We start from the raw sequence: 14500 nt of genomic DNA, 5'->3' as shown, positions 1-14500 counted from the left end.
TGCACGCGGCGGCAGCGCGGTCAACCAGAAACGAACGATTGGTCACAAATCTGCTTTCGGGTATCAAGCAGGCTGTCGCCGCAATCGATGAGACCATGGCTAAGACCTCGAAGACAGCGAACGCTGAGACAAACGGCCGCGTTGGTGGAGGCCCGCGAAGAACCGACGGCCGCCCTCGCGCGAGGCGCCGCAACATGCGCGCCGCCGACCGCGAGCGCGTGATCGTGGATGAAGCCATCCGCTTTTTCGCCGAGCGCGGCTTCGAAGGCCAGACGCGGGAACTCGCGAAGCGCATGGGTATCGCGCATTCGGTGATCTACCGGCACTTCCCCAGCAAGGAAGCCCTCATCGAGCGCGTCTATCAGGAGGTCTATCTGAGCCGCTGGTCGCAGGATTGGGGCCCGCTGATCCGCGATCGCAGCCATCCGCTGAAGGCACGGCTAACCGGATTCTATCTCGACTATGTGGCGCGCGTGTTCGAATATAATTGGGTGCGGATCTTCGTGTTCTCGGGCATGAAGTCGTTCGGCATCACCGGTCGCTATCTCGACCTCGTCCGACGCGAGATCATCGAGCCTGCCGCGATCGAGCTGCGGCATGAATTGCAGCTCCCAGACGCCGCCACCTGCCCTCTCGGCAGCCGCGAGACGGAGATGTTCTGGGGACTGCACGGACGCATCTTCTATCTCGCGATCCGAAAGTTCATCTACGAGACACCCGTTCCATCCGATCTCGAGCAAACCGTCCGTGATGCGATCGACCTCTTCATGGACGGCGCCAGACTGGCGCTCCCGCGGCTCGTGCACGACGATCAGGCCGGAACAGCACGATGATCCGGCCCGTCGTCGGCGGCGATCTTGAGCAGGCTCTCCGAGGATACTGCACATGCCTGCCGGCTGCGGCCCTCACGCCGTTCGGCTACGCCCACCATTGCGGCTGATCTTCGCGGCGACGAGATAGGATAGCGGCATGGCGACGACGAATCCGACCAACGCCGCCAACGGCAGGTCCTTCATCGGGCTCGCAACCAGCCCCTGCACCGTCAACAATGCCGTAACCGCACTGCCTGCAAGCACGGTGCCCAGCATCACCCAGATGAGAATTGCGACCTTGAACATCTGTCTTTCTCCGCCAGTAGGAAAGCTTTCGATCCCTTGACGCGAGAATGCTCTGCTTGCGACTTCGAGCCGGCATTGATTTGGAACAACCGGACTCAGCAATCGAGGGAGGAGCGACTGCTCCTCCCTCGATCAGTCCCGATAAGCCCACGGAATGCCGCGGACGCCTCATGATCGGCGATAGAACGACACTGCTCTATCGTGTCGCTGGAACGAAGTGATCTCGCTTGCTGACCGAAGTACCAGTCGCCGGATCCGTGATCTTGATCTCGATGTCCACCGGCGCGGAGGGAAGGTCGGCTCCCTTGGCCTCGATCGACATGCGGATCTCGCGGGTCTGGTCCTGGCCGACATCGATCACCATGCGACCGTCCTGCTCGCGCGTCTCGCCGGCCACCGTCACCTTGGCGTTCGGAAGCCCCACGACGTCCAGCACGAAGTCGCGCGCGCCGCGCTTGTTGAGCAGACGGACTGTGTAGTCGTTACGGACGCCGCCATCCGACAACTGCACGAACAGCGGGTTACGTTCATGCAGCACGTTGATGCCCATCGTGCCGCGCGTCGCCAGCGAGTACAGCATGATCCCGCCGACGATCGCGATGAAGCTCGCATAGATGACCGTGCGCGGCCGGATGATCCGGTAGATCTCGGGCTTGCCTTCCTTGCGGCGCTGCACGTTGATGTCGGTGTCGTAACCAATCAGGCCGGTCGGACGGCCGATCTGGGTCATCACGCTGTCGCAGGCGTCGATGCAAAGGCTGCACTGGATGCAGCCGAGCTGGATGCCGTGGCGGATGTCGACGCCGGTCGGGCAGACGTTGACGCATTGGTGGCAGTCGATGCAGTCGCCGGCGGGAGCGCCCTGCAGCCGTGCGGCTTCCGCCTTCTTGACCGACATGCGCGGCTCGCCGCGGTCGCCCTTGTAGGTGACGTTGAGCGCCCATTCGTCGGTCAGCGCGGCCTGGATGCGCGGCCACGGGCACATGTAGATGCAGACCTGCTCGCGGGCGTGGCCGGCGAACACGTAGGTCGTCGCCGTCAGGATGCCGATCCAGAGATAGGCGATGAGCGGCGCCTGGAAGGTGGCCAGATCCTTCACCAGCGTAGGCGCATCGTCGAAATACAGCACCCAGGCGCCGCCGGTCCACCAGCCGATCATGATCCAGAGGAAGTGCTTGAGCGCGGCCTGGCGAATATGGGTGAAGGTCCAGCCGCGCTTGTCGCTGAGGATGCGCTCACGGCGATCGCCCTCCACCCAGCGTTCGACGGCGTAGAACAGGTCGGTCCATACCGTCTGCGGACAGAGGTAGCCGCACCACAGCCGGCCGGCCACTGCATTCATCAGGAACAGGGCGACCGCCGCGATGATCAACAGCCCCGTGAAGTAGTAGACCTCCTGCGGCCACAACTCGATGAAGAAGAAGTAGAACCGGCGATGCGGGAAGTCGACCAGCACCGCCTGGTTCGGCATGCCGGGACCGCGATCCCAGCGGACGAAGGGCAGCAGGTAGTAGATGCCGAGCGTGATGCACAGGATCGTCCACTTGATGCGCCGGAAGCGGCCGTGCACGGCCGCCGGATAGACCTTTTCGCGCGCCTTGTAGAGCGGCCCGACGATGTAGGTTTCGTCCGAGTCAGCCATGATATCCTCGCTTCATCTTGCCGTCCTTCCGACCGATTCAGGAGAACGCGTTGCCGCTCTTGAGCCCCAGCTTCTTGAAGACGATCGCTGCCGGACAGAAGCCCGTGAACGAGGCCTGGATCATGTTCACGCCAGCAAAGGCCGCCAGCAAGAACCAATAGGGACTGACGTACCAGCCCAGGGCCAGACTGAGCAGGACGACGATCCCTGCGAAGGTGAGAACTGCTTTGTCGACGTTCATGACATACTCCCTCATGGTTGCATTTGAGCGTAATCAAGCAAGTGCCGGTCCGGCCATACGGCTATTGCCGCAGGCCGGACAGTGTCCAGGCGACGATTCGTTGCGAGTCCATCGCACCCGAAATCCGCGCCAGCTCCCGACCCTGCTGCAGCAGCAGCATGGTCGGAATTCCGGAGATGCCGAGCCGTGCCGAAACTTCCGGCGCCTCGTCCGAGTTCAGCTTAAGGAGTTGCACACGCGGCTCCAGCTCCTGGGCCGCACGTGCGAACATTGGCGCCATCGCACGGCATGGGCCGCACCACGGCGCCCAGACGTCGACGAGCAGCGGCAAACTGCTATGCGCGACATGACGCTCGAACGCGGGCTGGTCGACCTCGATCGGATGGCCGCTGAACAGCGGCGTATGACACTTGCCGCATTTCCCCTGCGCCGGCGCCCGGTCCGCGGGCAGACGGTTGATCTGCCCGCAATGGCCGCACACGATCTGCAAGCCGTTGCTCATGTCCCGGTCCTGACTTCCTTGATCTTGGCGATGTTGAGCCGGTCGAGCAGGAACTTCTCGTAGAACGGCTCGGGCGTCCCGCGCCTCATCTTGCGCAGGAAGTACTTCTCGAAGGCGACCTTGGCGTAGTGCACCCACTCCCCCTTCGACGACCAGTTGACGTTGCGCGGCGGGATCTGCGGCTGAGCCAGGAAGGCCACGCCGGAATCGCCGAAATCGGCAAGACAGATCGCGTTCCAGGTCGGCTCGGCTTTTGGCTCCTGGCCGCGCAGCAGCGCTCCGATGTTCAAGGCCGTCGCCGTCACCATCGATTCGATCATGAAACCCGTCTTGGGCACCCCGACCGGCACCGGCGTCGGCCCGATCGGCGGGATCGCAACGCAGACGCCGATGGCAAACACGTTGGGGAAGGTCGGATTGCGTTGATGCTTGTCGACGACGACGAAGCCGCGCGGATTGGTCAGCTTGTCGATGCCTCTGACGGCTCCGACGCCGCGGAATGCCGGCAGCATCATCGAATAGGCAAACGGCAGCTCATGCGTCTTGCGGACGGAGCCGTCGTCGGCGATCTCCTCCACGAACATGCGGCCGTCCTCGACCTTGGTGACGCGCGCGCTGGTGATCCACTTGATGTGCTTCTCGCGCATCTCGCTCTCCAGCAAACCTTTGGTGTCACCGACACCGTCGAGGCCGAGATGACCGATATAGGGTTCGGATGTCACGAAGGTCATCGGCACCTGGTCGCGCAGCTTGCGGCGGCGCAGCTCGGTCTCCAGGATGAACAGGAATTCGTAGGCCGGTCCGAAGCAGGACGCGCCCTGCACCGCGCCGACGATCACCGGGCCAGGCTTCTCGGCCAGCCTGTCGAATGCCGCCTTGGCATGGGCGGCGTGGTCGACATGGCACACGGACTGCGTATGTCCATCCGGTCCGAGCCCTGGAATCTCATCGAAGGCGAGTTCGGGACCGGTCGCGACGACGAGATAGTCGTAAGCCACCATGGCGCCGTCCGTGAGCTCGACCTGGTTCTCGGCGGCGTGCACCCTCTTGGCGCCCTGCGTCAACAGCCGGATGCCCTTGCGCTGCATGACGTCGACCAGATCGATCTCGATCTCGTCGCGCTTGCGCCAACCGACGGCGACCCACGGGTTGGACGGCACGAAATGATAGGAGGACCCCTGCGAGATGACGGTCACGCGATCCTCCTTCCTCAGCTGGGGCAACAATTCATAAGCCATCAGGGAGCCGCTCAGCCCCGCTCCGATCACGACAACATCCGCCATTGGGTCCTCCATCGCCTTGCTTCGTTATTGTTTCGCCCAGCCGCGACCTTACGAGCTGGCCTTGACTATATATTCGAATATCTGTATATACGCAACTATGAAATTTAATGCTGACATCATGGAAGCGGCGGCCGACCAGGCAAGTGACCTCTTGAAGGCGCTGTCGAACCGGCACCGGCTCCTGATCATCTGCCAGCTGGTCGACAACGAACGGTCTGTCGGCGAGCTTGCTGCATTCCTCGGCCTGCGTGACTCGACCGTCTCGCAGCACCTCGCACTGCTGCGCAAGGACGGCCTGGTCACCGCGCGGCGCGAGGGGCAGACGATCTACTATTCGATCACCAGCGAGCCGGCTCGCGAGGTCCTGAAGACCCTCTATCAGGTCTATTGCGCAACGCGGCCGCCGAAACCTGCGCCGAGACTATGACGGCGCGATCCCGCCGACTTGACTAGCATCAAGTGGGAACCCGTATCCCGGTGGGATGTCTGTACCGCCCACGGATGTTTCGCTTTACCCGATTTAGGTCAATAGAAGAGACAGGAATAGGCTGATGCGCAGATTATCGGTCCTGAGCTTGGTCGCCGCGATGGCGTGGCAGGCGGCGCCGGCCCTTGCGGAGACGCTGACGGTGGCGCCACGGCAGGTCGCCGACGAGAAGGCGGTGTTCGCGACGGTGGAGAGCATCAGCGTGGTCCCTGCCCGCGGCCGCATCGGCGGCACCATCGTGCAGCTTTCGGTGCGCGAAGGCGACCCGGTCAAGCGCGGCCAGCCCATCGCCTTGATCGGCGATGAAAAGCTGGCCCTGCAGATCAAATCGCTCGACGCCCAGATCGAAGCGCTGCAGGCGCAAGCCAACCAGGCGCAGATCGACTTCACGCGCACCGAGGGCCTCGTCGAGCGCGGCACCCTGCCCCGCATCAAGCTCGACGAGACGCGCACGGCGCTCAACGTCGCCGAGAACGGGCTGCGGGCCAAGACCGCCGAGCGTGCCGTGGTAAACCAGCAGATGAGCGAAGGCCAAGTGCTGGCGCCCGACGACGGCCGCGTGTTGAAGAAGCCGGTTGCCGTCGGATCTGTGGTTCTGCCCGGCGATCCCGTGGTCACGGTGGCGCAGCAGAACTTCAAGCTGCGACTGCGCGTGCCCGAGCGCCACGCTCTCTTTCTCAAGGCCGGCGACAAGGTCCGGGTCGACGGCGCCGAGTTCGGTGACAGCGCCGACAAATGGGGTGTGATCGACCTGGTCTATCCGCAGATCGAGGAAGGCCGTGTCGTGGCCGACGCGATCGTCTCCGGTCTCGGCCAGTATTTCGTCGGCGACCGGCTCCGGGTCTGGATCTCCGGCGGCCAACGCGATGCCTACGTGATCCCGCAGCGCTACGTCACAACACGGTTCGGCATCGATTATGTCCAGTTGCAGCAAGGGACGCAGAAGGTGAGCGTTCCGGTGCAGCGCGGCCGCGCTCTGCCGAGCGCCGATCTCCCCGATGGACTTGAAATCCTGTCCGGCCTGCGCGCTGGCGACCAGTTGGTGCAGCCGTGAAACTCGGACTCTCAGGCAAGCTTACCCAGGCGACCATCGCCTCGCCGCTGACGCCGCTGTTTCTGCTCGCGGCGCTCGTGGTCGGCCTCATCGCCGTCGTCGTGATCCCGCGCGAGGAAGAGCCGCAGATCAGCGTGCCGATGGTCGACATCCGGGTCAACGCCGACGGCCTGCGTGCGCCCGACGGCGTCGAGCTCGTGACGAAGCCGCTGGAGACCATTGTCAAAGCGATCGATGGCGTCGAGCACGTCTACAGCCAGACCGAGGACGACCGTGTCATGGTCACCGCGCGGTTCCTGGTGGGGACCAAGTTCGAGGACGCAATCCTGCGCGTCCACGAGAAGCTACGCGCCAACCTCGACCGCATCCCCGTCGGCATTCCCGAGCCGCTGATCGTCGGCCGCGGCATCAACGACGTCGCCGTCACTGTGCTGACACTGTCGCCGAAGCCTGAAGCCGCCGGGCGCTGGTCCGACAAGGACCTCTACGAGCTCGCCGACAAGCTGCGGGCGGAGCTGACCAAGGTCGACAATATCGGCCTGACCTATATCTCCGGCGGCGGTGCCCAGCAGATCCGGGTCGAGCCCGATCCGGAAAAACTGTCGCTGTTCGGCGTGACCCTGCAGCAGCTCGTCGCCAAGGTAAAGGACGCGAACCGATCGTTCATGGCCGGAGACGTTCGCGACGGCGGCATCGTGCGCAATGTCGCCGCGGGCCAGACGCTCACGGGTATCCCGGACATCGGCCTGCTGCTGATCTCGACGCGCGACGGTCGTCCCGTCTATGTGCGCGACGTCGCCACCGTCGTCATCGGCCCCAATCTCGCGGAGCATCGCGTCTGGGACGATGCCCGCAACGACAAGGGCGACTGGCACCGGGTGCCGGCGGTGAGTCTTGCGCTCGCCAAGCGCGCCGGCGCCAATGCCGTGGTGGTGTCTCACGACATCGCGCAGCGCCTCGAAGGGCTGAAGGCCAGTCTCATTCCGAGCGACGTCGCAGTCACGGTGACGCGCGACTACGGCGAGACCGCCAACGAGAAGGCCAACGAGCTACTGTTCCATCTCGGCCTCGCCACGATCTCGATCGTCGTGCTGATTGCGGTCGCCATCGGCTGGCGCGAGGCCCTCGTGACCTTCGTGGTGATTCCGACCACGATCCTGCTGACGATGTTCGCCGCCAATCTGATGGGCTACACGATCAACCGTGTCAGCCTGTTTGCCCTGATCTTCTCGATCGGCATCCTGGTCGATGACGCCATCGTCGTGGTCGAGAATATCGCGCGCCATTGGGGCATGCATGACGGCCGGCCGCGCCTGCAGGCCACCATCGAGGCGGTCGCCGAAGTCGGCAACCCCACCGTTGTCGCGACCTTGACCGTGGTCGCCGCCCTGCTGCCGATGCTGTTCGTGTCGGGACTGATGGGCCCCTACATGGCGCCGATCCCGGCCAACGCCTCGGCGGCGATGCTGTTCTCGTTCTTCGTCGCCATGGTGGTGGCGCCGTGGCTGATGCTGCGGCTGGCGCCGAGGTCGACCAGCGCCTCGGCAGGCTCTCATGACGCGCATGGCGAAGGCCGTCTCGGACGCATCTACCGAAGCGTCGCGCGCCCGATCGTCGCCAGCAAGCGCTCCGCCTGGATCTTCCTGCTCGGCGTCGGTATCGCCACCTTGCTGTCGATGACGCTGTTCGCCACCAAGTCCGTCACCGTCAAGCTGCTGCCGTTCGACAACAAGTCGGAGATCGCCGTGATGGTCGATCTGCCCGAAGGCGCGAGCCTGGAGGATACCGAGCGCACGCTGTTCGCAGCCGCCGATATCGCGCATGGACTGCCGGAGATCACGACCGTGCAGAGCTATGCCGGCACGGCGGCGCCGTTCAACTTCAACGGTCTCGTGAGGCACTACTATCTGCGGGAGCGGCCCGAGCTCGGCGAGCTCCAGGTCAATCTCGCCGCGCGCGGCGACCGCAAGCGCGCGAGCCACGACATCGCGCTCGAGCTGCGCCAGCGGCTGAAGAGCATCCCTGTGCCGGCCGGCACCAGCATCAAGGTGGTCGAAGTGCCGCCCGGGCCTCCGGTGCTCGCCACCCTGCTGGCGGAGATCTACGGTCCGGACGCGGCGACTCGGCGCGCCGTCACCACCGAACTCAAGAAGGTCTTCGCCGACGTTCCCTTCATCGTCGACATCGACGATTCCATCGGTCAGCGCCGGCCGCGGCTGCGACTGTCGATCGACCAGGACAGTCTCGAATTCTTCGGTGTCGAGCAGCGCGACGTCTACGACACGATCCAGACGCTGTTCGGCGGCGTCTCGGTCGGCTACTCGCATCGCGGCGAAGACCGCAATCCGATCGAGATCGCCGTGCGTCTGCCGAAGCACGACAAGAGCTGGAGCCAGGCCCTGGCATCGACGCCGGTGCCCGCCAACACGGTGCCTGGCAGCAAGACCGTCGTCGAACTCGGCCAGGTCGTGAAGGCCACCATGGAAGAGGGGTCGCCGACGATCTTCCGCCGAGACGGACGCTTTGCCGACATGGTGATGGCCGAACTCGCCGGCCGCTTCGAGGCCCCGCTCTACGGCATGCTCGCGGTCGCCGACCGGATCGACGCCCATGACTGGGGCAAGCTGCCGAAGCCACTGATCGGCTTCCACGGCCAGCCCAAGGACGAGTCCCGCCCGACGCTGCTGTGGGATGGCGAATGGGAGATCACCTACGTGACCTTCCGCGACATGGGCGCGGCGTTCGGCGCGGCCATCCTCGGCATCTACGTTCTGGTCGTAGCGCAGTTCAAGAGCTTCCGGCTGCCGCTGGTGATCCTCACGCCGATCCCGCTGACCCTGATCGGCATCCTGCTCGGCCACTGGTTGCTGGGCGCGCCGTTCACGGCGACGTCGATGATCGGCTTCATCGCGCTGGCCGGCATCATCGTCCGCAACTCGATCCTGCTGGTCGACTTCATCCGGCACAGCGGCGGCGAGGGCAAGACGTTGCGCGACGTCGTGCTGGAGGCCGGCGCCGTGCGCTTCAAGCCGATCCTGCTGACGGCGCTCGCGGCGATGATCGGTGCGGCGACGATCCTGCTCGACCCGATCTTCCAGGGGCTGGCGATCTCGCTGCTGTTCGGCCTGGCCTCATCCACCCTGCTCACCGTGCTCGTGATCCCCGCGATCTACATCGCGCTGCGCGAGCCCGGCAAACCCACCACGAAGATGTCCTAGGAGATGATGATGGACAAGAACTACCCCGAGCTCTGCAAGGACATTTCCGGCAATCTGCGAACGCTGCGCAAGGACATCCCTGAGGTCATGCAGGGCTTCTCTGCACTGGCTCAGGCCGCGAGTCGCGACGGCGCCCTCGACAAGAAGACCAAGGAGCTGATCGCGCTGGCGATCGGCGTTGCCGTCCGCTGCGACGGCTGCATCGGCTTCCATGCCGACGCGCTTGTGCGTCTCGGCGCGACCCGCCAGGAGGTCGAGGAAACGCTCGGCATGGCCATCTACATGGGCGGCGGACCGTCGCTCATGTATGCCGCCGATGCGATCGCGGCCTTCGAACAGTTCCAGGAACAAGCGACAGCCGCCGCCTGACGCGGCATCAGCCGCAGATGTCGAGAATCGCCAGCATGTAGATGCGGATCATGTCGAGATAGTCGGGAATGTCGACGCGCTCGTCAGGCATCGTGTTGTAGCGGCCGCCCGGCCCGCAGACGATGCCCTCCATGCCGCCATAGGTATAAAGATGGCCAGCATCGGTGCCATAGAAGCAGCTGGGCGCCACCGGGCCCGTCGGCTGGGCGGCGCCGCGCACGACGCGATACGCATTGTTGACGGCACGGACGATCGCGCTCTCGGGCGCGACCTCGAACGGCGGCATGGTCGGTACGCCGGCGCGATCCTCCGACATCAGATGAGCCTTCAGGCCGGGAAAACGCGCCTCCAGCGCATCGAGCTCGCGCCGCATGTCCGCCAGCGCGCCTTGCTCGGTCTGCCCTGGTGCATAACGGCCGGAACCCTTGATGCGGACGAAATCCGCGACCTGCGGCGTCCGCCACTCGTGCAGCTCGCGACCGAGCGCGCCGTGCACGACGCCGACATGAACGCGGTTGATGGCCTCATGTGCCGGCGAACGCGCGCCGGAGAATCGCATCGCATTGAGACGCGGAATGAGATCGCAGGCGGCAGTGATGGCGTCAACCGCCTCCTCCCGCTTCGACAGATGCCGCGTGTTGCCGACGAGCTCGATGATGAACATGAATGCCGCGGCATGCATCGTCATCGCCTTGAGGTCGGTTGGCTCAGAATTGATGAAATAGTCCGCGCGCAGCCCCTGCTTCAGCAACGAGTAGGTGCCGACCCCACCCTGCAGCTCGCCGACCACATAGGTCAGGATGACGTCGCCCCTCAGCTTGACGCCGGCCTCGATCAGCGTCTTGACCGCACAGAAATAGGCGGCGTCGCCGGCCTTCATGTTTGACACGCCGATTCCGTAGACGAAGTCGTCGTCCACCTTCCCTGCCCAGGGGTCGACGGTCCAGCCTTCCGTCACCGGATTGGTATCGACATGGCCGTTGAACAGCAGACTCTTGCCGCCGCCGGTGCCGTTCCAGCGGCCGACGGCGTTGACGCGGCCTTCGGCACCGAACGGCGCGACGGCCGCATCCAGGCCGATCTCGCTCATCTGCTCGGCCATGAACGTCGCGAGCTGCCTCTCGCCTTCGGTCTTCGAATAGCTCTTATGCTGTACCATGCGCGACAGCAGTGCGAGCGACTCCGGGACGGAGATACGGGCGAGCAGGTCGTTGCGATCCATGGGGGCAATCCTTGCGGTCAGCCAACGGGCGCTGGCGAGGCCGCCATCAGCTCGCGGGTGTAAGGGTGAACGTCGTCTGCGCCGAAGGCATCGACGGCACGGCTGTCGACCAGCCGGCCGTGGCGCATCACGACGATGCGGTGCGCGATCTGCCTGATGAGGTTGAGATCGTGGGTGATGAAGAGATAGGCCGCGCCGGTCTCGGCGCGCAAAGCCAGCAGCAGCTCGATGATCTGGGCCTGGACGGAGACATCGAGAGGCGCCGTGATCTCGTCGCAGATCACCAGGCGCGGTCGCGCCGCAAAAGCACGCGCGATCGCGACGCGCTGCTTCTCGCCGCCGGATAGCTGGTGCGGCCAGCGCATCGCATAGGACGCTGGCAGCCGGACCTGATCGAGAAGGCGCGGCACTGAGGCGACATCACCGCCGTAGAGCCTCAAGGGACGCGACAGGATCTCGCCGATGCGGTGACGCGGATTGAGCGAGGAATCCGGGTGCTGGAACACGATCTGAACATCGCGACGATAGGCGGAATTCATGTCGCGGGCCCCGCGCAGCATCCGGCCGTCGAAACTGATGGTACCGTCGAAGCGGGCGAGCCCGGTCAGGGCGCGCGCCATGGACGATTTCCCCGAGCCGGATTCGCCGACGAGGCCGACGATTTCGCCTGCGCGGATGTCGACATCGACGGCCTTGGTTGCCGGTGGTGGCGACGCGCGGAACAGGCTGGCCCGGCCGTAACGCACCTCGATGCCACGCGCCTCAAGCACCACGGCAGCGCCCGGCTGATCATTCACGAGCCGCCGCTCCGGACGCGGCACCGCGGCGATGAGTGCCTTGGTATAGTCGTGCTCCGGCGTCCGAAATATATCAGATGCCCCCGCCTGCTCGACGACGCGGCCGTGCCGGATCACCGCGACGCGATCGGCGACGCGGGTCATCATCGCGAGATCGTGCGAGATGTAGAGCGCAGCGACGCCCGTTTCCGCGCGCAGGCGCGCGAACAGCTCGATGATACGGGCACCGGTGATGACATCGAGCGCTGTCGTGGGCTCATCGAACAGGATGACATCGGGCCGGCAGCCGAAGGCCGTCGCGATGATCACCCGCTGCTTCTCGCCGCCGGAGATCTCGTGCGGATAGCGCCGCAGCACCGCCGCGGGGTCACGCAGCTCGACATGGCCGAGCAGCTCGATCGCGAGATCCCTGGCGGCCCGCGCGTTCAGACCGCGATGACGCATCAGCGTCTCGGTGATCTGATGGCCGATGGTCAGTGTCGGATTCAACGCGGTCGACGGGTCCTGGAACACCATGCCGATCCGGCGGCCCCGCACCTCGGTGAGTTGCTTCGGGCTCAGAGACCGCAGGTCGATATCGCCGAGGCGCAGCGATCCCGAGATCTCGCGGGCATTGGCCGGCAGATGCCGCATCAGCGCCCAGGCCAGCGAACTCTTGCCGGAGCCGGATTCGCCCACGAGGCCGAGCACCTCGCCCGGCGCGATCTCGAGTGACACGTCGCGCAGCACCTCGACGGCGCCCGCCGATGTGACGTAGTCCAGCCCGTAATTGGTGATGGCGAGCGCCGGCTTCATCGATCGTCCCGCGGATGCAGCGCGTCGCGCAGGGCATCGCCGACGAGATTGAAGGCGATCGCCGACAGCGCGATCGCCGCCGAGGGCGCGATCAGGATCCACGGCGCCTGGTGCATGTATTGCCGCGCATCGGCCACCATCAGCCCCCATTCGGATGCCGGCGGCTGCGCTCCCAGGCCAAGGAAGCTCAGCGTAGCGAACAGCATCACCGCAAACGACACCCGGATCGTGGCCTCGATGATGATCGGGCCCATCACGTTGGGAAGCATTTCGCGAAAGATGATCTGCGATGCCGCCTCGCCGCGCGCGATGGCGGCCTTGACGTAGTCCTGATTGCGCACCGCAAGGGCTACGGAGCGCGTGACCCGCGCCATGCCAGGCGCAAACGCAAAGCCAATCGCGATCACCGCGTTGACAGCCCCATTGCCGAGCGTGCTGACCAGCAGCAGCGCCATGAGGAGACCGGGAATGGCCATCACGGCATCGTTGGTGCGCATGATGAATTCGTCGGCCTTGCCGCCGAGATAGGCCGATGCGACGCCTATCACGGCGCCCATCGCGCTGCCGGCGAGCGTCGCCGCGAGCGCCATCGGAACGGTGGCGCGCGCGCCGGACAGCAGGCGGCTCAGCACGTCGCGGCCGAACTGGTCGGCGCCCAGCCAGTTCTGCCATCCCGGCGGGCGGAAACGGCCGAGAAAATCCATCTTCTCCGGCCCATAGGGCGCGAGCCACGGGCCGAGGATGCAGACGATGGCGAGGGCAACGAGCAGCATCACGCTGATCGCCCCCTGCGGCTTGCGGATCATCCTGCCGAACAGCTCAGTCATAGCTGATCCGTTTGTCGAGCAGCGCGTAGACGACATCCGCCAGCGTGTTGGTGATCGCGTAGGTGACCGCCATGATCATCGCGCCGGCCTGGATCGACGGCAGATCGCGGGTGGTGATGGCGATCATCAATGCGCGGCCGATGCCGGGGATGGCGAAAATCTCCTCGATGACGATGATGCCGCCCAAGAGATAGCCGACGTCGAGCGCGACGATGGTGATAACCGGCAGCAGCGCGTTGCGCATCACGTGCCGCACCAGCACCGTCCGCTCAGGCAGGCCCTTCAGCCGCGCCGCGCGAACGTAGTCGGACTGCAGCACGTCCAGCGTCTCCGAGCGCATCATGCGCATGACATGCGCGACGAGAATCACCGAGACCGTCAGGACCGGAAGGATCAGATGGCGTAGCGCCAGCCCGGCATCCTCCAGCGGCGACACGTAGCCGGTCGCCGGCAGCCATGGCAGGATGTCGGTCAGCAGCAGCGCCAGCACGGTTGCGGTGACGAATTCCGGCAGCGAGACCCCGAGATAGGCGATCACGCTGGTCGTCGTATCCGTCGGCCGGCCCTTGCGGAGCGCCGCGAAGATTCCGAGCGGGACTGCGATCAGAAGAGTGACGACGAGCGCGCCAGCTGCCAGCAGCAGAGAGCGCGACAGCGCCGTCAGCATCTCCGGCGCGACCGACAGGCCGGTGCGCATGGAGACGCCGAAATTGCCCGTGGCCGCGTGCGCGACCCAATGCGCGAATTGCTGCCAGACCGGATCGTCGAGCCCGAGCCGGCTGCGAACGGCTGCCAGCGCCTCTGGCGAGGCGTTCTCGCCAAGCAGCGTCTGCGCGGCATCAGCCGGCAGCGCCTGCGTGATGGCGAACACCAGCACGCTGACGATGACGACCGTGTAGACTATCAGGAGCAGCCGCCGTAGCAGCCAAGCGAATGACACCGCTC

General features: G+C 65.2%; 14 protein-coding genes. 5 read left to right on the top strand and 9 right to left on the bottom strand.

The features are described 5' to 3' along the window. Positions 1-194: 194 nt before the first annotated feature. Complete coding sequence (locus tag QX121_RS23790) at positions 195-833, top strand: TetR/AcrR family transcriptional regulator (RefSeq protein WP_315739308.1); 639 nt, start codon at positions 195-197, stop codon at positions 831-833. A gap of 72 nt (positions 834-905) precedes the next feature. Here QX121_RS23790 and QX121_RS23785 read toward each other — a convergent pair whose 3' ends face one another. From QX121_RS23785 to QX121_RS23765, 5 genes are all read right to left on the bottom strand, one after another. Then, positions 906-1118 (bottom strand): hypothetical protein, encoded by a 213-nt coding sequence (locus QX121_RS23785; protein ID WP_315739307.1) that lies wholly within the window; start codon positions 1116-1118, stop codon positions 906-908. A 196-nt stretch (positions 1119-1314) separates the two neighbouring features. Continuing rightward, positions 1315-2760: a cytochrome c oxidase accessory protein CcoG gene (ccoG, locus tag QX121_RS23780; protein ID WP_315813185.1), complete on the bottom strand. Its 1446-nt coding sequence runs from the start codon at positions 2758-2760 to the stop codon at positions 1315-1317. A 37-nt stretch (positions 2761-2797) separates the two neighbouring features. Beyond that, complete coding sequence (locus tag QX121_RS23775) at positions 2798-3001, bottom strand: DUF2892 domain-containing protein (protein ID WP_315739305.1); 204 nt, start codon at positions 2999-3001, stop codon at positions 2798-2800. Positions 3002-3062: 61 nt separating this feature from the next. After that, positions 3063-3503 (bottom strand): thioredoxin TrxC, encoded by a 441-nt coding sequence (gene trxC, locus QX121_RS23770; RefSeq protein ID WP_315739304.1) that lies wholly within the window; start codon positions 3501-3503, stop codon positions 3063-3065. Continuing rightward, positions 3500-4786, bottom strand: a complete 1287-nt coding sequence (locus tag QX121_RS23765; RefSeq protein ID WP_315757833.1) for an FAD/NAD(P)-binding oxidoreductase — start codon at positions 4784-4786, stop codon at positions 3500-3502. Before QX121_RS23765 ends, trxC begins: the two co-directional genes overlap by 4 nt. Positions 4787-4883: 97 nt before the next feature. Here QX121_RS23765 and QX121_RS23760 point away from each other — a divergent pair, with 97 nt between their 5' ends. The 4 genes from QX121_RS23760 (at position 4884) to QX121_RS23745 (ending at position 9914) form a co-directional block, all read left to right on the top strand. Next, complete coding sequence (locus QX121_RS23760) at positions 4884-5213, top strand: metalloregulator ArsR/SmtB family transcription factor (RefSeq protein WP_315739301.1); 330 nt, start codon at positions 4884-4886, stop codon at positions 5211-5213. A gap of 124 nt (positions 5214-5337) precedes the next feature. Continuing rightward, the gene (locus QX121_RS23755; RefSeq protein WP_315813184.1) at positions 5338-6327 is read left to right on the top strand and encodes an efflux RND transporter periplasmic adaptor subunit; all 990 of its coding nucleotides are present in this window, start codon (positions 5338-5340) and stop codon (positions 6325-6327) included. Beyond that, on the top strand, positions 6324-9545 hold the full coding sequence (locus tag QX121_RS23750; protein ID WP_315813183.1) for an efflux RND transporter permease subunit: 3222 nt from the start codon (positions 6324-6326) through the stop codon (positions 9543-9545). Before QX121_RS23755 ends, QX121_RS23750 begins: the two co-directional genes overlap by 4 nt. 9 nt (positions 9546-9554) lie before the next feature. After that, the gene (locus QX121_RS23745; RefSeq protein ID WP_315739298.1) at positions 9555-9914 is read left to right on the top strand and encodes a carboxymuconolactone decarboxylase family protein; all 360 of its coding nucleotides are present in this window, start codon (positions 9555-9557) and stop codon (positions 9912-9914) included. Between the two features lie 7 nt (positions 9915-9921). On the opposite strand, the gene QX121_RS23740 is transcribed toward QX121_RS23745, so the two are convergent. The 4 genes from QX121_RS23740 to QX121_RS23725 are packed head-to-tail and all read right to left on the bottom strand — an operon-like array spanning position 9922 to position 14495. Further along, positions 9922-11136, bottom strand: a complete 1215-nt coding sequence (locus QX121_RS23740; RefSeq protein ID WP_315777427.1) for a M20 family metallopeptidase — start codon at positions 11134-11136, stop codon at positions 9922-9924. A gap of 17 nt (positions 11137-11153) precedes the next feature. Then, the gene (gene nikE / locus QX121_RS23735; RefSeq protein WP_315813182.1) at positions 11154-12728 is read right to left on the bottom strand and encodes an ABC transporter ATP-binding protein; all 1575 of its coding nucleotides are present in this window, start codon (positions 12726-12728) and stop codon (positions 11154-11156) included. After that, entirely contained in the window at positions 12725-13555 is an 831-nt protein-coding gene (locus tag QX121_RS23730; RefSeq protein ID WP_315799279.1) for an ABC transporter permease, read from the bottom strand. The genes nikE and QX121_RS23730 overlap by 4 nt, the downstream gene beginning before the upstream one ends. Next, a complete protein-coding gene (locus QX121_RS23725) occupies positions 13548-14495 on the bottom strand; it encodes an ABC transporter permease (protein ID WP_315813181.1) in 948 nt (315 codons plus the stop codon). Before QX121_RS23725 ends, QX121_RS23730 begins: the two co-directional genes overlap by 8 nt. Positions 14496-14500 lie beyond the last annotated feature (5 nt).

Origin of the sequence: Bradyrhizobium sp. SZCCHNR2028, assembly GCF_032380995.1 — a bacterium.
Lineage (GTDB): Bacteria > Pseudomonadota > Alphaproteobacteria > Rhizobiales > Xanthobacteraceae > Bradyrhizobium.
The sequence above is the reverse complement of the archived record's forward strand: the minus strand, read 5'-3'. Positions and strand labels throughout refer to the sequence as shown.